Below are 23,480 nucleotides of genomic sequence, written 5' to 3'. Positions count from 1 at the left end.
AACATTCAATCACTATTTTCTAAATAAATGAGAGTGTTCGGGGTGATAGAGACGCGATCGCGCATCTTTATGGGCTTTTAAAGCTGGGCTAATTAAATACATTGTTGTCCGAATAAGATCGTTATTTCGAGAGGTTTTTGCCATCTTTTCTAAAGGAACGAGCCAGATTTTTTCATCGGGCCAACCAATGCGAAAACAAATTGCTACAGGAGTTTCTGGGGGATAATATTTTAATAATTGATTTTCTGCATTTTCAACATGACGTGCGGCTAAATACAAACACAAACTTCCTTGATGTGCTGCGAGAGAAGCCAATTCTTCTGCTTCTGGAACTGCCGACGCACTGCCACTAATGCGAGTTAAAATAATCGTTTGGACTAATCCCGGAATTGTTAATTCTGTCCCCAATTTAGCCGCAGCCGCTTGATAAGTACTAATTCCCGGTATGAGTTCAAAAGGAATATTTTCGGTAATTAATCCTTGAATTTGTTCGCTGATGGCACTGTAAAGGGATAAGTCTCCCGAATGCAGTCGCACGACAGAACAATTAGCACGAACGCGATCGCACATCACGGGTAAAATTTCCTCGAGGGTTTTATTCCCTGTAGCTATTAATTCGGCATCAGGACGAACATCTCGTAACATCTGTTTGGGGACAAGAGAATCGGCGTAGAGAATAACATCAGCACGAGTGAGGATATTATAAGCTTTTATGGTGAGCAGTTCCGGATCGCCGGGTCCTGCGCCAATGATATAAACAGCATTTTTAAGAGGTTGAGGCATGGTATTAATTCGCGACTAGATTGACGCGATCGAAGGCACAAGAATTATGAATCCTTAGTGTTACGGACAAGCGATCGCTTTGTCAATGAGTGTTAAAATAAACGATAGAGTAAGAGGATATCTATGCCATTAAATCTTTCTTCTTCCTCAGAAATCGCTGAAGAAATTCGCGTTTTTGGCATCGTCCAAGGGGTAGGGTTTCGCCCTACCGTCTATCGTCTCGCTACAGACTGTGGGTTGCGGGGAGAGGTGGGAAACGATGGCTCGGGGGTGTTTATTCGCGTTGTTGGCGATCGCCTTTCCCTCGATACTTTTCTCCATCGCTTGCAAGTTGAAGCCCCCCCTCTCTCTAAAATTACAGCGATTCAACGTCAAAATGATGAGAGCGATCGCGTCTATACCAATTTTACCATTGCCCCCAGTACCGCCAGTCCCGTTCGCACGGAAATTCCCCCTGATGCTGCGACTTGTCCGGCTTGTCAACGGGAAACCTTCGATCCCTCGAGTCGCTGGTATCGTTATCCTTTCACGAATTGTACTCACTGCGGTCCTCGCTTGAGTCTCATTCAAGCCTTGCCTTACGATCGCGCTCAAACTAGCATGGCTGCTTTTTCCCTCTGTCCGGACTGTCAAAATGATTACTCAGACCCCGCAAATCGACGCTTTCACGCTCAACCGACGGCTTGTCCGAGGTGCGGTCCGAAAGTGTGGTTAGAAGGGGTAAACGGGGAAAAATTAGACAATGCGATCGCCCAAGCAAGCACTTTCCTACAACAGGGCAAAATTATCGCCATTAAAGGGTTAGGGGGCTTTCATCTCGCCTGCGATGCCACCAACGAGGAAGTCGTACAAAAGTTACGTCAACGTAAAAGCAGACCTCACAAACCCTTTGCGTTGATGGCACGAGATGTAGAAATTATGGCTCAATATTGTCGGATTGGCGATCGCGATCGCGCCCTCTTACAATCTTCTGCTGCGCCGATCGTTCTCATGGTTGCAAAGGGTCAAAAACAGGTCGCCCCTTCGGTTGCACCGGGTCAAAATCGCTTGGGATTTATGTTGCCTTATACTCCCTTACATCATCTCATTTGGCAGCATTGCGATCGCCCGATCGTCCTCACCAGTGGCAATTTTTCCCATGAACCTCAATGTATTAATAATCAAACTGCTCAAGAAAAACTAACTGGAGTTGCCGATTATTTCTTATTTCATAACCGCGATATTATCAATCGCGTCGATGATTCAGTCGTCAGAGTTATGGGTGATAAAATGCAAATTTTGCGTCGCGCCCGAGGCTATGCACCCGCCCCTATTTCCCTCCCTTCAGGCTTTGCTAATACTTTCCCTATTCTGGCAATGGGAAGCGAATTAAAAAACACTTTTTGTTTGTTACGAGAAGGTCGAGGAATTGTTTCTCAACATATTGGCGATTTAGAAAATGCGGCGGCTTCTGCGGCTTACGAACAATCCCTCAATCTTTATTTAAACTTATTAGAACATCAACCGAGAGTTATTGCGATCGATAAACATCCTGAATATCTTTCGAGTAAATTAGGCAAAGCTCTCGCTGAGGCTAATAATCTCCCCATCATCAGTATTCAACACCATCACGCTCATATTGCCGCCTGTATGATTGATAATGGTTTACCTCTTGATGCAAATCCTGTTTTAGGAATAGCTTTGGATGGTTTGGGATATGGAGAGGATGGGACATTTTGGGGGGGAGAATTTATCCTCGCAGATTATCGCAGTTTTACGCGTTTGGGGACATTTAAACCCGTACCGATGTTAGGAGGACAACAAGCGATTTATCAACCTTGGCGCAATACTTACGGCCATCTTTGGGAGATCGGAAAAATCCCCCCTAACTTCCCTTTGCAAGAGAGGGATCGGAAGGGAAAAGGGGAGTTATTTGCATTTTTGGCGACAAAACCATTAAATTTGCTCGATCGCATGATGTCAGAAAAACTTAATTCGCCCCTCGCTTCTTCCTGCGGGCGCTTATTTGATGCAGTAGCGGCTGCGATCGGCATCTGTCGGGAATCTTGCAGTTACGAAGGACAAGGGGCGATGATGTTGGAAGCGATCGCAGAGTCGCAGATGTTAAGTCACCCTGAAGAAACTGAGGGTTATCCCTTTGCATTAGAGAAACTAAAAACAAAGGATGATGAAATTTTAACTATTCTCGAACCTCGTCCTTTGTGGATCGCATTACTAGCAGACTTGAAAAATGGCGTGCCGCGATCGCAAATTGCAGCTAAATTTCATCGTGGGTTAATTCAAGCGATCGCAGCCATAACTCTACACTTATGCCAACAGATGGAAACGCAAAAACCAAAAATTGTGTTAACTGGAGGAGTCTTCCAAAACTCGATCTTACATCAAGGCGTAAAGCAGAAACTTGAGGCACAAGGATTTATAGTCTTAACTCATTCGCAAATTCCTCCCAACGACGGTGGACTCTCTCTCGGACAAGCTGCGATCGCCTATTCAGTCACCAGTTATTCAGTCACCAGTCACCAGTCACCAGTCACCAGTTATTAAGAACAAAATTATGTGTTTAGGAATTCCGGGTCAAATTACAGAAATTACTAATATTGAACATCAACTCGCTACGGTTAATATTAGTGGGGTAAAACGGCAAATTAATATTGCTTGCATTGTTGATGAAGAGCATCCTCCCGAGTCTTGCGTAGGTGATTGGGTTTTAGTTCATGTCGGTTTTGCTCTCAACCGTCTCGATGAAGAAGAGGCCGCCGAAACTCTCTCTATCCTCGAACAATTAACAGTAAATAACCAATAACTAATATGAAATACATTAATGAATTCCGCGATCCCGAAAAAGCAAAAGCCCTCATTCAAGAAATTGCAAAATTGAGCGATCGCATCCCTCGCCCTCAAAATCACCCTCTAAAACTCATGGAAGTTTGCGGCGGTCATACTCATACTATTTTTAAATACGGCATTGAAGAAACTCTTCCCAATAATATCGAACTCATTCACGGTCCCGGCTGTCCCGTGTGTATAATGCCCCGAGGACGATTAGATGATGCGATCGCCCTTGCAGAAAATAAGAATGTTATTTTTGTCACCTTTGGCGATACCATGCGAGTACCGGGATCGAAATATAGCTTATTACAAGCCAAAGCAACAGGGGCAGATATTCGCATGGTTTACTCTCCTTTAGATTCCTTGCAAATTGCTAAAGATAATCCCAGCAAAGAGATTATTTTCTTTGGTTTGGGTTTTGAAACCACTGCCCCGAGTACGGCTTTTACCGTCCTACAAGCAGAAACAGAAGGAATTGAAAATTTTAGTCTTTACTGCAATCACGTTCTCGTTATTCCCGCCTTACAAGCCTTACTCGATAATCCCGATTTACAGTTAGATGGTTTCGTCGGCCCCGGTCACGTTAGTACGATTATTGGCACTAAACCTTATCAGTTAATTAGCCAAAAATATCATAAACCTGTCGTGATTGCCGGCTTTGAACCCCTCGATATTCTCCAAGCCATTTGGATGCTCCTCAAACAGCTTTTAGAAGGGCGTTGCGAGGTAGAAAATCAATATACTCGCCTCGTACAACCTGACGGCAATCAACAGGCGTTAGCTGCCATTAAGCGCGTATTTGCAGTGCGTCCGGATTTTGAATGGCGAGGTTTAGGTAATATTGCCAATTCGGGTTTAAAATTAAATTCTGCTTATGCAAAATTTGATGCAGAAGTTAAGTTTAAATTGCCTAACCAAAATGTAGCTGATGCGGCAGCCTGTCAATGCGGAGAGATTCTGAAAGGGGTCTTAAAGCCTTGGCAATGTAAAGTATTTGGCACTGCCTGCACCCCAGAAAACCCCATTGGAACTTGTATGGTCTCTTCTGAGGGGGCTTGTGCGGCTTATTATAAATACGGTCGGTTAGCGATCGCTCGCTCTTAACAGTTTTTGAGTGCGATAGTAGTCAGAGACGTTAATTTTAACGTCCCCAATCAGTTATTAAGTCGTGGGTCACTTCAATAATAACTTTTAATTGACAAAATTAGCTTTGATTTCTGTTTCTTGCTCGTGATAGATTTCTTTTTCTCGGCTGATGAAAATATCAGCCAAACTATTGTAAGCTTCGGTCCATGCTTCCATGACTTCTGGAGTAGCCGCATCTCCTAATACATCTTTCATTGCTGCTAATAAACATTCCCCAATAACAGGATACTGTTCGGCAATTACACGAGTATTGACATGAGCTTTAGCAATATGTTCTACTGCGTCTTTCAATTTCTCTAACTCATCGATATGACTTGCATAGGCATAGACCGATGCGGCTAATTTAGCAGCCTGTTTGTGACCTTCCTCTTCACTTTTCATATGAGTATTTTCAAAAAATCTTCTGTACTCGGGACGCTCATTAAAAGCAATCTCATACATTCTTTTAGTGATTGCCTTACCATGTTCTTTAACTACAGGAGCGGTAGACTTAACAATTTCGATCGTTTCTGGTTTCATTTGAATAGATAAGAATTGAACAAACTGATTGTACTTGAATATCGTCAATATTTCAATTACAATATTTTATGCCGATTTTCTCCAAATAATCTGATAGATTAATGAAAAAAACAATTCGCTTTATCGATCTTTTTGCAGGATTAGGAGGGGTTCGCCTAGGATTAGAACGAGGTTGTCAGCAACTTAATCTTAAGGCTCAGTGTGTTTTTACATCAGAAATTAAAGCAGATGCCGTCCGTATCTATCAAGAAAATTTTCCCAATAGTGAAGTTAGGAGTGATATTAGAACCATTCCCAGTGAGGAGATTCCCGATTGTGATATTCTCTTAGCCGGTTTCCCTTGTCAAGCCTTTAGTAGTGCAGGAACGAGACAAGGATTTGCCGATACTCGGGGAACTTTATTTTTTGAGGTCGAACGGATTTTGCGAGACAAACAACCGAGTGAGTTTATCCTAGAAAATGTAGAAGGTTTAGTTACGAATGATAAAGGCAAAACTTTAGATACAATTCTTCGCATATTAAAAGATTTAGGCTATAAAGTAACTTGGGAAATTTTAAATGCTCTCGATTTTGGCGTACCCCAAGATCGCAAGCGGGTTTATATTGTGGGTACGCGATCGCACGCTATTTTTCTCGATACTCTACCCAAATCAAAATCTGTCTCTCTGTCCGATATTTTAGAGACGGAAAAACCGACTTTGAAAAGCAGATTTATCGATTGTTTACTCGCGAGATATTCCCTACATGAATTAGTCGGAAAATCTATCAAAGACAAACGAGGTGGAAATAATAATATTCATAGTTGGGATATCAATCTGAAAGGGCAGGTTAGCGAGACACAAAGAAATTTTTTAAATCTTTTTCTCAAAGAAAGACGTAAGAAAAAATGGGCGGCGTTGAAAGGAATTAAATGGATGGATGGGATGCCTTTAACTCTCGATGAAATTGCCAGTTTTTTTAATTCAGATACTCTTTTTGAATTCCAAGATTTACAAATACTACTAGACGATCTTGTGGAAAAAAAATATCTTGCTTTTGAACACCCTAAAGATGAGGTAGAACTGTTTAATCAAAATGGTAAAAAAGTAAAAAAAAGACAACCCAGAAAAGATTTATCTAAAGGGTATAATATTGTTACGGGTAAACTGAGTTTTGAGATTAATAAAATTTTAGATCCGAATGGTTTTGCTCCAACACTTGTTGCAACGGATATGGAAAGATTAGCCATTGTAGATGGCAATGGATTAAGAAAACTAACAATTCGCGAAGGATTGAGATTATTTGGTTTTCCTGATTCCTATCGGATTAATTTGCCAGAAAAAAAAGCTTTCGATCTATTAGGAAATACTGTTGTTGTTCCCGTAATTGAAAGCATTGTGCGTCGTTTATATGCTTTAATACGCCAGTTTGAAAAAAATTGACTCATCAAATCAAGAGAAAAGCCCCACAGTTTGAGCGTGGAAGCACAACTGTGGGACTCTTAATGAATCAATTAATAATTATCTTCGTACTCTGGCATCTTCGTTTTTTCGGGAATATTGAGCTTTTGGGGCTTATAATCCTTGGGGTTGACATCATCATCCCAAACATCCCGCTTGACATCTTCATCGTAGTTGTATTCTTGTTCGGGTTCTACATAGGCTTTTTGTTCGTAAGTTTCCCGAGGGGCATCATTCCAGTTTGACTCTTCCTCGCGATCGTAAACGCGATCGCGGCGTTCTTCCTCGTATTCTGGATAGGGCATCGCTTGAGCTTGACGACGCGGTAAAGTTTTCGGCTGTGCTTCTTCCCATTCATCCTCATCCCATTCCGGTTCTGCCCGTTTTTGACGCTTTGGAGGAGGATTAACAGGAATACCCGTGGGAAGCTGATTATCTGATTTAACCACTGGAGTCGAGTAAATATCCTCTTCATCTCGTTCCCAAGGAGGACTACCAATACCCAAGCGTTCTAAAATCCCGACAGAAATCTGGACGAGGTGATCTTCCGAGCCTTCAAAAACGATAATACGATTGGGTCCGACACTGGCAATATCGTCTACGGGGAGTTCGTAGGTGCTGAGAACCTGTTCGGGAATTTGCGGCAAACCGATCGAAGCGATGATAATAGAAACGACTTGACCATCTTCGGTATTAAATTGAAAATCTCGGACTCGACCGAGGAGTTCTCCAGATTCGGTAATCACCTCACAATTTACTAAGCTACTGTAGGCATCGACATCAACATCTTCAATTACGTCTTCATCGGGAACGAGAATCACATCTCCAGTTCTTTCCACCGTCGTTAAATACATATATTTGGGCATTCCCGTCACTGAGAGAATGTTGTCTCGCAGTCCCAGTGCCACCACTTCCCGGCGATCGATATCCACTAAAATGTCCTTAACAACACCTACTTGTCTGGCGTTGTTGTTGGCGATTACCTTAGTATTGATAAAATCAGAGCGAAGGCGAATAATGTCAGTGGTCATCGTGTCCTGCATTTGGAGCATTTTGGATAAGAAGAATATAAAATTTTGTGTCGCGAATGCGATCGCTGTGTTCTAATTCTCCGATAATAGCGTAAATTTTAAACTTTTATTCTCGCTACACCAGTAGAATTTTCGCAAACCAGAATCGAAGTCATAGGTTAAGCTAATGGGTGCAGCATCAAGGCATTTACCTTCAACGCGCCATTGCAGTTTATGAAATTACCGCATCAAACAGGGGATATTGTCGGCGATCGCTTTCGCATCGAAGGGATTCTCGGGCAAGGTGGTGTCGGGGCGACTTACCAAGCCACAGACGAAAATACCCACACTCCCGTTGCTCTGAAAGTCTTACATTTTACTCATTTAAAAAATTGGAAAGCTCTCGATCTCTTTGAGAGAGAAGCGCAAATTTTACAACAACTCAATCATCCGCAAATTCCTCAATATATTGATTATTTACAGGTCGATCGCGACGGCGATCGCGAATTTTACATTGCTCAAGCGTTAGTAGAAGGACAATCTCTCGCCCAACTCATTGAGACAGGATGGCGAGGTAGTGAAGGAGAAATTAAAGCGATCGCCGAACAAGTTCTGAACATTCTCATTTATCTCCATGATTTCAAGCCCGCAGTGATTCATCGAGACATTAAGCCTCAGAATTTAATTCAACAACCGAATGGTACTATTTCTCTGGTTGATTTTGGGGCAGTGCAGAACATTTATTCACAAACTGAAATCGGGGGCAGTACCATCGTAGGAACTTATGGGTATATGCCCCCAGAACAATATCAAGGAAAAGCCTATCCAGCTACAGATTTATATAGTTTGGGGGCGACTCTTCTTTACCTGCTTTCAGGATGTTTGCCCTCAGATTTTCCCCATAAGCGTTTAAAGATTGATTTTCGCGATCGCCTCGAGCTTTCGCCGGCTTTTGCTGACTGGTTGGAAAGAATATTAGATCCCACTCTAGAAGGGCGTTTTTTGTCCGCAGAAGAGGCTTTAAAAGCCCTCAAAGATCCTCTTAGTCAACTGCCTCCCTTCGATCCTAATAAGCCAACTATTAAATCGAGTTGGATTAAATTGCAGCGCTCGCCCGAACGTCTGAGAATTGAATTTCCGGCGGCAAATAATCTTTTTCAGATGCTGCAATTAACCCTCGCAAAAATTGGCTTGAGTGCGTTTACCTTCTTTTGGTTTATTGTTACGTTTAATTTTACAGGACAGGCCATGGAAAACGGCTTAGTTTACGATTTTTATTCTGGACTTCATTTATTTTTATTTTGGATTCTTGAAATTTCGTGCTGTATTCTCATACCGCAGCTTAAATATTGGTATCAAGGACTCAAGTTGAAACTAGCACAAATGGGTCTGACTCTTTTTGCCAGTTTATGGCTGGTATGGACTTTCCATTACACGCGAGTTGCGATTCATACCGGGGCAATAAAATCTCTGACTATCTTCTTGTTTTGGATAACCTTGGTCGTTTTAGCGATCGGTTTAAAATATCTTTGCGAACGAACCATTTTAAACATCGATCGCCAAAAAGTTGAATTAACGTACCGACTACTTTTTTATCAACAAAAAGGACGAGATAAAACGAATACTTTAGCCCGTGCAAGTGCAGATGAATCAGTTCTCAAAGACTTCGAGACATTCAAATGGATGACTCGTGCTATCCAGTTACATTATACTGATAAATCTTATCGATTTGGTGCTCGTCTCAAACGCAGCGAACAGGAATGGATCGCTCGAGAAATTAACCACTTTTTGGTTCAAGTTTCGCGATCGCTATTTTGAGTAAATTTAAGATTGTTTTATCATGCAACATCAAAAAGGAGACATTGTTCGCGATCGCTTTTGCATTGAAGGTGTTTTAGGCAGAGGAGGGGTTGGCATCACCTACATCGCAATAGATCGACAAACGCAGATAACAGTTGCTCTGAAAGTCTTGTCTTTTAGTCATTTACAAAATTGGAAATCTCTCGATCTATTTGCAAGAGAAGCAAAAATTTTAAAACAATTAGATCATCCACAAATTCCACAGTATATTGATTATTTTCAAACCGATACAGAAAGCGATCGCGGTTTCTATCTCGTCCAAGATTTCGTGCAAGGAAAATCCCTAGCTGAGTTAGTGACTGAAGGATGGCACAGTCGAGAAGCAGAAGCAAAGGCAATCACAGAACAAGTCTTAAATATTCTCAATTATTTACATGAATTAAAGCCACCTGTTTTTCACCGCGATATCAAACCGCAAAACTTAATTCAACAGCCTAATGGGAAAATTTCTCTCGTTGATTTTGGTGCAGTTCAAGACACCTATCGCCAATCTCAAATAGGGAGGAGTACCATTGTTGGAACTTATGGATATATGCCTCTCGAACAATATCAAGGCAAGGCTTATCCAGCTACAGATTTATATAGTTTAGGGGCAACCTTGCTTTATATTCTCAGTGGCATAACTCCCGCAGATTTTCCTAACACGCAGTTAAAAATTGATTTTCGTTCTCGTCTCGATCTTTCTTTTCCTTTTGCTGATTGGTTGGATCGGATGTTAGAACCTGCAATCGAAGATCGTTTTACTTCTGCCACTGAAGCATTGCGATCGCTAACTTCTCCTTTACAAAATTCTGTCTCTCCTTTACCAATCGGCAGTAAAATCGAATTTAAACGCACTCGTACAACCCTTGAAATTAAGATTCCTGCAGGTGGATTAAATGCCAGAAAAATCGGCTATTTAGCAATTGCTTCGATCGCGATTGTTGGAATTGGTAGTTTAACGGGAATTTTCCTGTTTCCTCGTCTGACCAATTTACTACAAGATGTACCTGTTTTATTGACAGGTTTTATTCCGTGGAATAGAATGAGTCAAGTATTATTAGCTGTCCTCTGTTTACTTCCTCTTTGGTGGATAGTATTGGTATTTTTTGAATCTATTTTGTATTCCATTTTTCTGAAAACTTCATTGAAAATCGATCGCAATACTTTCAGCATAACTCGTCAGTTTTTTATCCATCGACAAACAGAACGAGGCAAAACCAAAGATTTACTAGAAGTGACAAAAGAGTCTCATTTTCTTTCTCGTTACTTTCAGCCGAAAAACCTGAGTTTGCATCACTGCATTCATACTTATAAATTTGCCGGAGGAACAATTAATGCAGGCAATGCAGTGCAGAAATATAAATTTGCGATTGGGAGAACAAAAAGCGAGCAAACTTGGTTAAAGCAAGAGATAGAGGATTTTCTCAAACCTTATCAGAGTAGGAGAGAATATGACGATCGCGATCTGCAACCAGAACTCATGGATCGGTTTTTAAAAACTGGGAAATAAGATGAAGAATTATGAAAGAACGTATCCTCAAAAGCGGTTCTGGCTGGCGTTTGGGCTGGCATCCTGAGGCAGAAGCGTATCAAGCATTAGTCGGGGGAGAAGATTGGGCATTTGAGTTGACAGTGGAAGAATGGCAGGACTTTTGCCGCTTGTTGGGGCAATTGGCAGAAACTATGAGCCAAATGGCAGCAGAATTAATGGAGGAGGAACGAATCGCCTGCGAAGTGGAAAGCGATCGCCTCTGGATGGAAGCAGAAGGGTTTCCTCATGCTTATGAGTTGCGCCTAATTCTCAATTCTAGGCGGCGATGCGAGGGGAATTGGTCAGCAGATGCGGTGCGGGAATTAGTCTTGGCGGCACAAACGATTACTATTTTTTGATGGGTTGCCCTATTTCCCTAAAACTGTGCTATGATAAGTAACTGCGAAAGCAATTCGGGGCGTAGCGCAGCTTGGTAGCGCACCACTTTGGGGTAGTGGGGGTCGTGGGTTCAAATCCCGCCGCTCCGATTAAAGTTAAAAAAAGTTCAAAGTCTGGGTTATAAAGTTTAACAAAATCAGGCTTTTAATACCGACTGCAACGGTGCGGCGAACATTAAAAAAAAGCGGTTGATTGGACTGCTTCCGAATCCCCGTCTCTTTAGAGCGGGGAGGGTCAACTACTCACTCTCAGCTTGTCAATTTTTTATTGATGGGTTATTTCGTTTGACTCTAAAAAAGTTAGTCCAGAGTCGAAATTCAGGGAAGATTTCAATAAGATAAGGATAAATGGCGATCGCGATTCTCACCGAAAGCGGCGAATCCACGAACGCTCTTTAGCATTGCCTGTTATCGTTGTCAAGTCGTGCAGATCAAAAAACCGCCAAAAATTGACTTAAACAACAAGTATCCCTGTCCCTGTCGGCGGCGAGGTACCCTAAAACCGATCTTACTCACAGAAGCCTTTGGCTGCGATCGCTGTCAGCAAATTTTTGTCTTAGAAGAAAGCGGCCGCGTTATCGAACAATTATCGACGACCTATCCTTATAAGCGATCGTGGCGATGGACGGGACATCGTTGGATTGTCACGCGAACACCCTTACGAGAAAATTATATTCCCGTGTTGGGGATTTCGATCTTGTTAATCTTAATGGGAGGATTATTAGTATTGCAATCGGGATTTCCTCATATTTTTTTACCAATCTTAGTGGTATTGTTGACGATCGTTCCCGCTTTTGCAATCTGGCTCTCCTATCGACGTTAACCCTCTCTCTAATGCTAGATGAACCGAGATAACGACTCCCAAACCCTCATCTCCCACAGCCTTCAACAAGCCTCTCGCGCTGCGCGGCAATTGGCAAACGTTCTGGGTGTCGAACGGAGTTTGGCGATCGCAGCCCTTGCTCAACATCTCGAAGCGGCAACAGAGGAGATTCTCGAGGCGAATACCCTAGATTTAGAAACTTCGCGAGATATGGCCATTCCCGAAAGTCTGCGAGAATGGTTAAAATTAACCCCCGAACGCCTACAGAAAGCGATTCATATTTTGCAACGACTGGCAGACTTGGCAGATCCGATTTTACAAGTCAGGCACGCATCCCACCCCAGCGAATCTTCCCAAACTTACTGTCAGTTAGTGCCTTTAGGAACGATCGCCCTCATTTACGAAGCCTTTCCCGAATTGGGGGCGATCGCGGCTGGATTTTGTCTAAAAACTGGCAATGCGCTCATTTTACGGGGGAGTAGCGAAGCCAGTCATACCAATACGGCGATCGCAAAAGTTTTGCAAAACGCGATCGCCGAGAGCAAGTTACCCCTCCACTGCATTGAATTTATCCCCCCCGAGCAAGGGTCTTCCATTCAAGAACTCGTCTCTCAAAACCAATATATTAATCTTGCCATTCCTTATGGCCGTGCCAGTCTCGTGCAGAAAGTTTCGCAATGGTCCACTGTCCCGGTTTTACCCGCAGCGATTGGCAATTGCTATTTATATTGTTCTCCTAGTGGCGATCTCGATGTGGTACGGGAGATGATTCTCGATAGTCATGCCAGCGAACCGGATCCGGTGAATGCGATCGAAAAAGTTCTCATTTGTCGCGGGGGGAATTTTTCCTCTTTGATGCGCTTGTTTGCTAATTTGCAAGAGCAAGGCTTTGAAATAAGAGGCGATCGCGAGTTGTACGATGCGTTTCCCGAAGAACTCAAGTTGGCAGAAGAACGAGAATGGGGTAATGCTTATCTGAAAAAGATAGTTGCATTTAAAGCGATCGATGATATTGATGATGCGATCGCATGGATCGATCGTTATAGTAGCGGTCATGCTGATTGTTTAGTGACGGAATCTTATACGGAAAGTCAACAATTTGCACGAGGAGTCAACAGTGCGTTGGTGTATATCAATTCATCTTCGCGTTTTTTTCGCTATCCCCAACGCAGCGATGCGGTATTTTTAGGGATTTCTAATCAAAAAGGTCAACGACGCGGATTAATTGGTTTGGAAAGCCTGACAACCCTAAAACAAGTCGTACAAGGTCGAGGATTTTAAACCTAAAGATGAAGAGATCGGCGAAATTTTGCGGGAGATCGGACAGGAAAATCTCATTCAATAGTCTGCCAACACTGGAGGAATATGCTCATACAACGACGTAATTTTTTAATTTATTCCCTTTTATTTGCAGCAGGCTGCACTGCTGCCACCGAGGGAAATTCTCAAAACGCCAATGTTTCCTTACCGGAAACTCTGCGTTTTGGCGTGACGGATGTGAGGGGATTAGTAGAATTAGAGCGAGATTACGAACCTTTTCGCTTGGCGATCGCAGAAATCTTCGAGACGAACATCAAATTCGTTCCCGTGAACAGCCAACTGGCTGCCGCTTCTGCCTTGCGATCGGGACAACTCGATCTCGCTTGGGCGGGACCGTCGGAATATGTGGCCATTCAAGCCAGAAGTCAAGCGATCCCGTTAGTAACCCTCAATCGTCCCAATTATTACACCACGATTTCCGTGCGCGGGGATAGTGGCATTCAATCTCTTGCAGATTTAAAAGATAAAAAGATTGATATGCAAAAGATTGGCGCTAATACTTCCCATATTGGCGGCATTAAGGTGTTAATGGATGCGGGTTTAACTCCGAAAACGGATTTTCAAATTGTTATGCCTGATACGAATAGTCTTGAAGGCTTAAAACAAGGTCGAGTCGATGCGTGGTCGAGAGCCGCCCATGTGTATCAAAAAGAATTGGCCAAAGAAGGGGCATCCGAAGCCGATTATCCCATTCTCGCTCGCGGAGAAAATTTTCCGGGGGATATTTTTGTCGTCAGCAGTCAATTTACTCCCGAAGTGGTCGAAGAACTGCGATCGCGAATGCTGGCCAATAGCGATAAACTTTTGCAAGCCATACAGGAGTCAGAAGCTCTCGCGGGCAAGTTTAAAGATGCGACCTTCACCCCCGCCAACGATGCCGATTATGACATGATTCGCGAGGTCTATAAGGCGATCGGACAAGGAGAGTATCTGGAGTAGCGATCGCGGGTGCATTTTTTTAGACACACAAAATTAAAGGATGAAAAACCATGAAACGACGTTCTTTTATCGGGTATTCTTGCCTGTTTCTCGCCAGTTGTTCTGCAACTGTCCGTAATTCTACTGAAACCAACCGTGAGGCGATCGCCAACCTACCCGAAACTCTGCATTTTACAGTCACCGATGCAGAAGGAATCGAAGAACTCGAACAAGACTACGAACCGTTTCGACAGGCACTCGCAGAGGTTTTAGGAAACAAAATTGAATTTTTCCCCGTTGATGGTTTTACTGCCGCAACCCCAGCCATGCTGACCGGCCAAATCGATTTGGCTTGGGCAGGTCCATCGGAATATCTCATCTTACAAGCGAGAGCCAAAGCTATTCCTGTCGTCTCTCTCAAACGTCCCGATTTTCGTGCGGTTATCATTGTTCGCGCCGAGAGCGGACTGCAATCCCTTGCTGATTTAAAAGGGAAAACCATCGATATGTATAAAATTGGCTCGACGAGTACTCATTTGGGGGCTACGCAAATGCTGATGGCCGAGGGATTAAATCCCCAATCTGATTTTAAAACGGTGATGTTAGGCGAACATTCCTTACAAGCCTTAAAAAATGGCCGGGTGGATGCAGCGATTAGGACTTCTCATCGTTATAAAAGTGTGACTCAAGCGGAAAATCTCTCCGAAAGCGACTATCCTATCATTGCCACTACACCACTTTTACCGGGGGATATTTTTGTTGCTAGCAGCCAACTCGCGCCAGCCGTCATCGAAGAAATCCGATCGCGGATGCTAGAAAACCAAGAACGTCTTGTACAGGGTATTCTCGCTTCCCCCGCCCTCGCTAAAAAATTCAAGGATTCTTCTCTAATTCCGGTTAATACCGACGACTACGAGGCAATTCGGTCAGTATATCGAGCGATCGGTCAAGAAAACTTAATTCAGTAGTCAAAATAATACTCCGTAATTATACGTAAGGTTCTCTCGATAATAAAACAGCACAAATTCCTCTGACGGAAGTTTGAGGCTTCCTCATGCCTTGTTAAAAAAATTAACCTTTTTGTTAAAGTTCTCTCGGCCGCAAACATGATGGGGTGGACAGACAATTGTAGTTTTCTTGCCAACAAATTTTTCCTCTCTTTTAGATGTATTTCTCTGATTTCTCAGGATATCTTCACAGGTTTTTCACAACTTTTTTTTTAAAATGATGTTATTAATTAACCTGAGTTTAGGTTAAGCTAAAACCCTAAATTTTTGAGAAACTAGTCTTTAGAACGTATCAACCTCCGTAAAAATTGACTGAACTTGCTGGGCAAGCAGTTGAGAGATGCTGAGGTTGCCTACTCCCTTCGGGAACGCTTCGCGTTAGCGAAGCCATGCTGGAGGCTATACAGCTTATCCAATCAACCAAGAGAGCGGAACATGCGCGGGAGGCTAATCCCCAGAAGAACTTCTCCCAAATCAAAGTTAGCAATCGCAATAGATTATCTCTCACTAATCAAAGGAGTATTCCTTAACCCGAACTGACGTTAATTATCAAAAATTACATTCATCTACTTTGTTGATTGCTTTTAACAATATTTCTTTGAGAAACTTATTTGAGTAATGAATTCGACTCCTTCTAAAGCTGCAAAGGAAGATCGCACTCGAAGCCCTGCATGGTATATCAACCAAAAATCCATTCAGTCCCTGACTCGTTTGGGCAAAAATTTAAGCATTGCTAAAAAAATTGGTTATGGTTACGCCCTCGCCATCGGGATTGCCGTGTTTGGAGGGGCGATCGGTTTAGTAGCCGGGGACTATTACCAAAAACAGGCCGAAGAACAATTGCACCGGGCAGAACACCAGCAAGATTTTCTCAATACCCTTGAAAATGCGATTCTCCAAGTTCGCTTTCACCCGCAACAATTGGTGATGGTTTTAGAGGATGCGATCTGGTTCGAGTACGAAACCAGCGAATTTCTCAACAATAACACTCGCTTGCGGGAAACTCTCTCGGAGCTGGCAGAATTTGTTGAAGCTCATCCCGATAATATTGCCGTCCCGAGGGACGAATTTTTAGAGATGCAACAAGGCTATATTATCGCGATTGATGACTACGAAGTGAAAATGCAGGCTTTGTGGCAGAGCGTCGATCCTTTGAATTTAAAACCGGAAGACATTCCTCTCGCCCGACAGCAGGTTATCGAGACGATCGCTGGCTCTGAAGCCCTCGATCTGCGCCTGCAATTCGAGCGCTTGAGTGAGGATTTGCTGCGTATCGAACAAGCTGCCGAAAAACAAGAAGAAGCTGCTCTCATCAGACAAATCAATGCCGATCGCTTGCGCTTGGGAATAATCCTCAGTAGCTTGGGCTTTGCTGTGGCGATCGCCGCTTTACTCGCTTGGCGTACCAGTCGCGCGATCGCCCGTCCCTTGGAGGTGGTCACGGAAGTCGCCCGGGATGTCACCAAAGACTCTAATTTCGACCTCCGCGCCCCCATTACGACCAAAGATGAGGTGGGAATCTTGGCTGATTCTCTCAATCAGTTGATTGCATGGACGGGAGAATACACCCACGAGTTAGAACTGTCTCAAGAAACCTTAGAACAACGGGTGGAAGAACGCACCCGAGAACTGAAGCAAACTCTCCACAATCTCAAACAAACCCAAGCACAACTCATTCAAACGGAAAAGATGTCGAGTTTGGGGCAAATGGTGGCGGGGGTTGCCCACGAAATTAACAATCCTGTCAGTTTTATTCACGGAAATCTCGCTCATCTCACACGTTCTGTGGAAGATTTATTTGCGTTACTCGACCTCTATCAACAACAATTCCCTGAAAGTCCCCCTGAAGTCGAAGAACTGAGCGAAGAGATCGATCTGGAGTTCGTGCGCTCGGATATGCCTGATATGCTTAAATCGATGCGAATGGGCAGCGATCGCATTAAGGAAATTGTTTTATCTTTGCGAAACTTTTCTCGTTTAGATGAAGCGGAGATGAAAGATGTGGATCTCCATGCGGGCATTGATAATACGTTAACGATTCTCAGCAATCGCCTCAAACAAGGGGTAGAAGTCGTGAAAAATTACGGCAATCTTCCTTTCGTTTTCTGTTATCCCGCTCAACTCAATCAAGTGTTTATGAACTTAATTGCCAATGCTTTAGATGCCATGTTTGAAGCGGGAATCGAATGCAAACAGCTTGTTATTACTACTGAGAAACTAGATCGCGATCGCGTCTGCGTTAGAATCCGCGATAATGGTTCCGGTATTCCAGAAGCGCTCAAAGAGAAACTTTTCGATCCATTTTTTACCACCAAACCCATCGGGAAAGGAACGGGCTTGGGTTTAACAATATGTTATCAAATTATTGAAAAACACGAGGGTACAATTCAAGTCGAGTCTCAACCCGGAGACGGCACGGAATTTGCGATCGCCTTGCCCATTAAACCCCATCAATAACAAATTTATTAACAAATTTATATTTCCAGAATTTTAAGGCATTTTAAATTGATAAACATCTTCGATCGCTCTCACCCATCCTGCTGAAACCGAAGCGAGAATACGATCGCCTTTTTCTCGAGTTGCTGTTGTCGCATCCCCAATCACGCCACTTTTACTTAAATCTTTAGTTACCCAAGCAAAAGGTAATTTCCCTTCAATACTCAACAAACTTTCTGAGGATAATTCTGGGGGATATTCGCAAACGGCTCTCTCCATTTTAACTTGTTCGGGTAATAACGCCAACATGATACTCGTTTCGGCATCTCCCGCATGAATACCCATTTCTAATTCTTTCTGAGTTAAGACTTCTTGGGCAATATGAGGAACGCGCCACGTAAAAAAAGGAAAAACAAGAAAATCGCTATACTCTTGATGTAAATCCCGTGCGGCAATATCCATAATTTGCGGTTGGCCGCCGTGAGAGTTCATTAACACTAATTTGCGAAATCCTGCCCGATAAATGCTCTCAGCAACTTCTTTAATGGTCGCTAAAAGTGTCGGGGCTGAAAGGGAAATTGTCCCCGGAAAATGCCAATGTTCGTTGGATTTTCCATAGTATAATGGCGGTAAAGCATAGGCGGGAATCGCTGTATCTAATTGCCTCAATGCCTTGCCCAAAACTCCAACACTAATTGCAGAATCAACAGCAAGAGGTAAATGGGGTCCGTGTTGTTCGATCGCGCCGATGGGTTGCAGGATAACTGTATTTTCCTTATCTGGCATGGCTTGAATTTCTGTCCAAGTCAAATAAGCAAAAAATCGTTCTGGCGGGATAAATCCGTGCATTAATTTGGTTATTGATGATTAGTTGCTGGGAAATGCTTCGGGAAGAACCTTGAGAATTGTTGCTTTTCCTTGGCGATCGACTTCAACTTCTAAGGATTTACCAATTTGACTGAATTCGACTTGTTGTTGAACGTCGGTAGCTGTACTCACGGTATTTCCACCAACTTTGAGAATAATATCTCCGGCGCGAAACCCCGCGCGATCGGCTGGAGAATTGGGAATGACTCCCATAACAATGATGCCACGATCGCTGCTAACCACAAAAGTTTGATTCGGATCTCGGTTAATTTCATCCCGGCGATCGGCATTGAGGGTAATCATTTGAATCCCTAAATAGGGATGATCGGCTTTTCCATCGGCAAACAATTGACGAGCAATTCGTTTGGCGGTTTCAATGGGAATGGCAAATCCCAATCCTTGAGCATCGGCGCGAATGGCGGTATTAATGCCAATCACTTCACCTTTTGCATTTAAGAGAGGTCCTCCAGAATTCCCCGGATTAATCGCTGCATCGGTTTGAATGAAACGAACTCGCTTATCGGGAACCCCAACTTGGGAACTCGATCGCCCAGTGGCGCTGATAATGCCGACGGTGACTGTATTATCGAGGCCGAGGGGATTGCCGATCGCGATCGCCCATTCTCCCGGAATCAGGGTTTCTGAATCCCCTAAAGTAACGGCAGGTAAATTCTTTTCCTCAATTTTAATGACCGCAACATCGGTCACAGAATCTCGCCCGATGACGGTTCCCTCCACAGCACGACCATCTTTAAGAGTTACTTTAACTATATCTGCACCCTCGACTACGTGAGCATTCGTGACCACTCGTCCGTCAGCACTGAGAATAAAGCCAGAACCCGTCCCTCGATGAATTTTCGGAGCGGGTCTTGTTCCTTCCTGTCCGAAAAAGCGACGGAAGAAAGGTTGCTCGAAGGAGTCGGGTGAAGGTCTCGCGGCGATCGAGCGAGAAGCGTCGATTCGCACGACAGAGGGACCAACTTTGCGAACGGCTTCGGCAATAAAATTAATACCTGCGGGGGAGTGATTGGCTTCTTGAGGTAAAGATGAAGTGGGGAGAGTCGCGGGAATAATTTGCGACGGTTGCAAGGGGGCTTGTCCTTCTGGAAGTCGTCCTTCCAGCAGTTGGCGATGTCCCCAGAATCCAGCACCCGTGCCGATCGCTAACAAGCTAATGTATAAGCCCAGTTGTTTGAGAGAGATAGTCATGCGTTTACTCTTGCCGCGAGAATCTGACAGATCGAGGTACACTTCTACTTTAATCAAAAAAAACGCTTCAGAAAATATTTGTCAACAAACTCTACAATTTGATGGGTTGAGGATTTCTCCGGTGTCATGGAGAAACCCCAATGGTTTCTAATGCAAACGGCGCGATCGCAAAACTTCATATAGCAATAAGCTGCCTGCAATGGCAAGATTGAGAGAATCTGCAATATGCGATCGCCAGTAGGGAAACTTCGATCCGATTACCCTCTATTCTTGCTGCTGGTTTTCTTGCGTGACTTGTCTGACTCGTTCGATCTCTAATTCCAAAACACGAGCAATTTGTTCTACGCTCAATCCCAATACCACCAGTCGAGGGATAGATTCTATTTTAGCCAGAAGGCGACCTTCTTCGCGACCTTCTTCGAGGGCTTCTTGATAAACTTGAGTTTGTCTGAGATCGCTCAATGTAAACATCGCTTCTATTTCCTCCCGATTCATTTGAGGTAGTTTATACACAAGAATCGTTTCTATTAATTGTAGAAGATTTTGCTGTTGTTGTTTGTTTTCGAGTTCGCCTCGAATTCGGGCGATTAATTCGCGTCCTTGTTCAATTGCCGAATTTTCATTGGTAATAATCAATTTGAGGGTTGCTAAACCGAGGGACTCTGGAGAAGTATCCGCTAACTCGTTGAGATAAATGCGTCGTACTCTACGAGAATTGAGTAGTTCTCGATAGCGTCGCGTATTCCCTGTGTCAATACTGCGTCTGGGATAAACAACGATTCCTCGCCAATCATTGTCGAGTTCGGTTTTATGGAGGTAGAGAAAAATTTCGGCAAAGAAGCGGGAATAAAATTGGAAATCGCTTTGAAATTGGACTTCGACGAAATAAATCGGTTCATCGGGTGCGTTTTCGTTGGGGAGAAAAACTCCATCAATGCGAAATGCCAGTTGTTTGATTTCAACGGAGGCAAATTGATATGCGATCGCATCTTCAGGAGGACGATCGATGAGTTCAAAGAAAAAGCTGGGAAAGGCTTGAAATATTTGATAAAATATGCTGTCGGTTTTCACGTTGATGGAGTAGATGCAGCCTAATCGATTGTATCTTTCTATCTGTTTCCGATCCAGTTTCCTTGTTCGTCGTAGTTAGGCGATCGCTCGAATCCAGCAGCATTCCAAACTGTATCAAAAATCGGTTTCATTGCTTGTTCGATATTAACGTTAAAGTTTTCGATGGCAATTTCAGGAAGGATGAGATTATCGCGATCGATTGGGTTTCCATTACGACCGCCAAGTTGCCATTGTTTCCAAATGTGATAATTTTCGACTTTTAAAATGCTTAATATGATAAATAATGGACAGCTAATACCTAAGATTTTTTGGATTTCGAGAAATCCTCTTAGACCTTTGCAAGATATTTTTTCATATTCTCTTAAACCAATAAAATTGACATCATTTTGAGTATCAAAAAAGTCATTACTAACTGCTTCAATGATGCCACGCTTAAAAAATTGTAGATAAGAAATTGGAGATGGATAACTGTTTCTGCCACGAGAACATAGATGGAAAACACAAAAACCATCAAAATTGTATTTAAAATCCTCAGAAGTCCAATGATGGCTCAAAGGCTTCAACAAATTACGAGAACAACTATATAGAGACTCAATCTCAATAACATCTAAAATAAATGATGGCTCGAAAGCATTAATCGGGATAAGATGTAAAACTAATTTAGCACCTTCTTCCATTAGAACTGGTGTTTCTCCAGAGACGATCGCACTGAGGCGATCGCGACGAAAATCTCGAATGCGATCGAGTGTATTTTGCGATAAAGTAAAAGCCGTTCTAATTTCGCCAACATCCAATTGATATTTTCCTGCCGAGTTGCGCGAATAAAATCGCGAGGCATTTTTAAACGTTACCATGTGAGGTTGTGTGAAACTTCGAGGAACGCGAAGAATAAGCACAAATTTCCCGTTAGAAAGAGGAACAAAGTAAAGTTTTAATCCCGGTATGCGCGGCTGTATGCCATCACGAATTTTATTTTCTAACTGCAAGCTCACTGCATCGCGATCGCTGATATCAATTCCGCAAATTTCGCTAGGAATTCCCTTATTTTCTTTGATTCCATAAAACAAGTCACCTCCTCCAGCATTGGCAAAAGAAGCAACATCATAGAGAAACTCTTTTTTCTCGGTATCGCTGTTTCCTGATAGTTCTTGTTTGTAGTCGATCGCTTTTCCTTCAGGGACTTCATGATCGATTAAAGATTGTAAATCACTTTCGGCGATTTTATCTAAAGGAATATTGCTCAAAGTCATAACAAAATTAGCATCAAATCTGACTTTCTTGTCCCAAGATAGCGCAAAATTTTTGCGTATGGGTTAAGTTTGGTGGTTTAGAGGCTTCTCCGAGACACGGGAGAAACCTCAACTGTTTCTAGTGCAAACGGCGCGATCGCCACACTTCATACAGCAATAAGCTGCCTGCAACAGCAAGATTGAGAGAATCGGTTTCGCCTTGCATGGGAATGCGGACGAGATGTTGGCATAATTCTCGCTGTTTGGCGTTGAGTCCTTGGCGCTCTTCTCCAAGAAATAGGAGAGTTGAGGTGGGAGAATGGAAGCGATGCAGGTCGATCTCGCCGTCAGGAGAGGCACCGATCGCTTCGCAAGCATGGCAACGCATCCATCGATCCAGATCGCGATAATTCGTGCGGACGAATTTCTGATGAAAAATCCCGCCCATTGTCGCCCGAATGACATTCGCATCAAAGGGATCGATACGATGTCCGATGAGGATGAATCCTGCCCCTCCTACGGCTTCTGAGGTACGAATGAGGGTGCCTAAATTTCCGGGAGATCGCACGGTTTCCAAAGCGAGCCAACACAGTCCCGCTTGAGGGGAAATTTCGTGGAGTTGCGACCAATGCTGGCGCACGATCGCGGCGATTCCTGAAGCGCGATCGGCACGAGAGACTTGCCGAAATGCCTCGGGGGTAATCTTAATACAGGGAATGCCTTGACGACGGGCGCGGCGAAATAATTTTCGCGCGATCGGTGCGATACACAACTTCTCGCTAAAGAGAATTATTGCTATCTCGCAGCCACAATCCATCGCTTGAATGAAATTCCGAACTCCTTCAATGAAAAATAAACCCCGGCGATCGCGATATTGGCGATTGTGTTGCAGTTTTTGCGCCTCGGCTAATGCAGTCTCAACATCTAGCCGGCGATCGGCGTTCTTAACACCGATCATCCTCCTTCTGGGAAGCCATTTTGCTTCCAACAGCGAATTGTTGCAGTTTCATATTTAAAAGGTTGAATCTAAGGGTGAAGGTTTACTGTTTTTCATTTTGGCATAATTTTCTTGTCGAGCAAAGGGGCTGGCGATCGCGCGAGCG

At 43.4% G+C, this 23,480-nt stretch carries 20 protein-coding genes and 1 tRNA gene; 13 read left to right on the top strand and 8 right to left on the bottom strand.

The genetic code is table 11. The features are described from left to right. Positions 1 to 12: 12 nt before the first annotated feature. Complete coding sequence (cobM, locus tag AC6RV6_RS19115; RefSeq protein ID WP_500242473.1) at positions 13 to 783, bottom strand: precorrin-4 C(11)-methyltransferase; 771 nt, start codon at positions 781 to 783, stop codon at positions 13 to 15. Between the two features lie 123 nt (positions 784 to 906). Between cobM and hypF the strand changes: the two genes are divergently transcribed. The 3 genes from hypF to hypD are packed head-to-tail and all read left to right on the top strand — an operon-like array spanning position 907 to position 4,716. After that, complete coding sequence (hypF, locus tag AC6RV6_RS19110; protein WP_500242472.1) at positions 907 to 3,327, top strand: carbamoyltransferase HypF; 2,421 nt, start codon at positions 907 to 909, stop codon at positions 3,325 to 3,327. A 10-nt stretch (positions 3,328 to 3,337) separates the two neighbouring features. Next, the gene (locus AC6RV6_RS19105) at positions 3,338 to 3,586 is read left to right on the top strand and encodes a HypC/HybG/HupF family hydrogenase formation chaperone (RefSeq protein ID WP_500242502.1); all 249 of its coding nucleotides are present in this window, start codon (positions 3,338 to 3,340) and stop codon (positions 3,584 to 3,586) included. A gap of 5 nt (positions 3,587 to 3,591) precedes the next feature. Next, entirely contained in the window at positions 3,592 to 4,716 is a 1,125-nt protein-coding gene (gene hypD / locus AC6RV6_RS19100) for a hydrogenase formation protein HypD (RefSeq protein WP_500242471.1), read from the top strand. Positions 4,717 to 4,803: 87 nt separating this feature from the next. Here hypD and AC6RV6_RS19095 read toward each other — a convergent pair whose 3' ends face one another. After that, positions 4,804 to 5,277, bottom strand: coding sequence for a globin domain-containing protein (locus AC6RV6_RS19095; RefSeq protein ID WP_500242470.1), 474 nt, complete (start codon positions 5,275 to 5,277; stop codon positions 4,804 to 4,806). Positions 5,278 to 5,378: 101 nt separating this feature from the next. On the opposite strand from AC6RV6_RS19095, the gene dcm reads away from it, so the two are divergent. After that, positions 5,379 to 6,698: a DNA (cytosine-5-)-methyltransferase gene (dcm, locus tag AC6RV6_RS19090; protein ID WP_500242469.1), complete on the top strand. Its 1,320-nt coding sequence runs from the start codon at positions 5,379 to 5,381 to the stop codon at positions 6,696 to 6,698. A 71-nt stretch (positions 6,699 to 6,769) separates the two neighbouring features. Here the strand turns inward: dcm and AC6RV6_RS19085 are convergent, their stop codons facing one another. Continuing rightward, positions 6,770 to 7,747, bottom strand: a complete 978-nt coding sequence (locus AC6RV6_RS19085) for a PRC-barrel domain-containing protein (protein ID WP_500242468.1) — start codon at positions 7,745 to 7,747, stop codon at positions 6,770 to 6,772. Positions 7,748 to 7,960: 213 nt separating this feature from the next. Between AC6RV6_RS19085 and AC6RV6_RS19080 the strand changes: the two genes are divergently transcribed. The 9 genes from AC6RV6_RS19080 (at position 7,961) to AC6RV6_RS19040 (ending at position 18,022) form a co-directional block, all read left to right on the top strand. Beyond that, positions 7,961 to 9,544: a serine/threonine protein kinase gene (locus AC6RV6_RS19080; RefSeq protein WP_500242467.1), complete on the top strand. Its 1,584-nt coding sequence runs from the start codon at positions 7,961 to 7,963 to the stop codon at positions 9,542 to 9,544. Positions 9,545 to 9,566: 22 nt separating this feature from the next. Next, complete coding sequence (locus AC6RV6_RS19075; RefSeq protein ID WP_500242466.1) at positions 9,567 to 11,078, top strand: serine/threonine protein kinase; 1,512 nt, start codon at positions 9,567 to 9,569, stop codon at positions 11,076 to 11,078. An 11-nt stretch (positions 11,079 to 11,089) separates the two neighbouring features. Beyond that, positions 11,090 to 11,458, top strand: coding sequence for a DUF1818 family protein (locus AC6RV6_RS19070; protein WP_500242465.1), 369 nt, complete (start codon positions 11,090 to 11,092; stop codon positions 11,456 to 11,458). 55 nt (positions 11,459 to 11,513) lie between these two features. Beyond that, positions 11,514 to 11,587, top strand: a tRNA-Pro gene (locus tag AC6RV6_RS19065). A gap of 334 nt (positions 11,588 to 11,921) precedes the next feature. Next, a complete protein-coding gene (locus AC6RV6_RS19060) occupies positions 11,922 to 12,320 on the top strand; it encodes a hypothetical protein (RefSeq protein WP_500242464.1) in 399 nt (132 codons plus the stop codon). An 18-nt stretch (positions 12,321 to 12,338) separates the two neighbouring features. Beyond that, the gene (locus AC6RV6_RS19055) at positions 12,339 to 13,601 is read left to right on the top strand and encodes a glutamate-5-semialdehyde dehydrogenase (RefSeq protein WP_500242463.1); all 1,263 of its coding nucleotides are present in this window, start codon (positions 12,339 to 12,341) and stop codon (positions 13,599 to 13,601) included. Between the two features lie 84 nt (positions 13,602 to 13,685). Beyond that, the gene (locus tag AC6RV6_RS19050; RefSeq protein WP_500242462.1) at positions 13,686 to 14,579 is read left to right on the top strand and encodes a phosphate/phosphite/phosphonate ABC transporter substrate-binding protein; all 894 of its coding nucleotides are present in this window, start codon (positions 13,686 to 13,688) and stop codon (positions 14,577 to 14,579) included. A 50-nt stretch (positions 14,580 to 14,629) separates the two neighbouring features. After that, positions 14,630 to 15,526, top strand: a complete 897-nt coding sequence (locus tag AC6RV6_RS19045; RefSeq protein ID WP_500242461.1) for a phosphate/phosphite/phosphonate ABC transporter substrate-binding protein — start codon at positions 14,630 to 14,632, stop codon at positions 15,524 to 15,526. A 657-nt stretch (positions 15,527 to 16,183) separates the two neighbouring features. Next, positions 16,184 to 18,022, top strand: coding sequence for a sensor histidine kinase (locus AC6RV6_RS19040; RefSeq protein WP_500242460.1), 1,839 nt, complete (start codon positions 16,184 to 16,186; stop codon positions 18,020 to 18,022). A 33-nt stretch (positions 18,023 to 18,055) separates the two neighbouring features. Here AC6RV6_RS19040 and AC6RV6_RS19035 read toward each other — a convergent pair whose 3' ends face one another. From AC6RV6_RS19035 to AC6RV6_RS19015, 5 genes are all read right to left on the bottom strand, one after another. After that, positions 18,056 to 18,850, bottom strand: a complete 795-nt coding sequence (locus AC6RV6_RS19035) for a creatininase family protein (RefSeq protein ID WP_500242459.1) — start codon at positions 18,848 to 18,850, stop codon at positions 18,056 to 18,058. Between the two features lie 18 nt (positions 18,851 to 18,868). Next, positions 18,869 to 20,077 carry an HhoA/HhoB/HtrA family serine endopeptidase gene (locus tag AC6RV6_RS19030; RefSeq protein WP_500242458.1) on the bottom strand — a complete coding sequence of 403 codons (1,209 nt, stop codon included), beginning with the start codon at positions 20,075 to 20,077 and terminating at the stop codon, positions 18,869 to 18,871. A gap of 264 nt (positions 20,078 to 20,341) precedes the next feature. Continuing rightward, complete coding sequence (locus tag AC6RV6_RS19025) at positions 20,342 to 21,148, bottom strand: Rpn family recombination-promoting nuclease/putative transposase (protein WP_500242457.1); 807 nt, start codon at positions 21,146 to 21,148, stop codon at positions 20,342 to 20,344. Positions 21,149 to 21,186: 38 nt separating this feature from the next. After that, positions 21,187 to 22,398: an AlbA family DNA-binding domain-containing protein gene (locus AC6RV6_RS19020; RefSeq protein WP_500242456.1), complete on the bottom strand. Its 1,212-nt coding sequence runs from the start codon at positions 22,396 to 22,398 to the stop codon at positions 21,187 to 21,189. Between the two features lie 118 nt (positions 22,399 to 22,516). Beyond that, positions 22,517 to 23,335 carry a TrmH family RNA methyltransferase gene (locus tag AC6RV6_RS19015; protein ID WP_500242455.1) on the bottom strand — a complete coding sequence of 273 codons (819 nt, stop codon included), beginning with the start codon at positions 23,333 to 23,335 and terminating at the stop codon, positions 22,517 to 22,519. Between the last annotated feature and the right edge of the window lie 145 nt (positions 23,336 to 23,480).

Source organism: Spirulina sp. LEGE 11439 (assembly GCF_059821285.1).
Note: the sequence above shows the minus strand (reverse complement) of the source record. Positions and strands in the feature narration are given on the sequence as shown.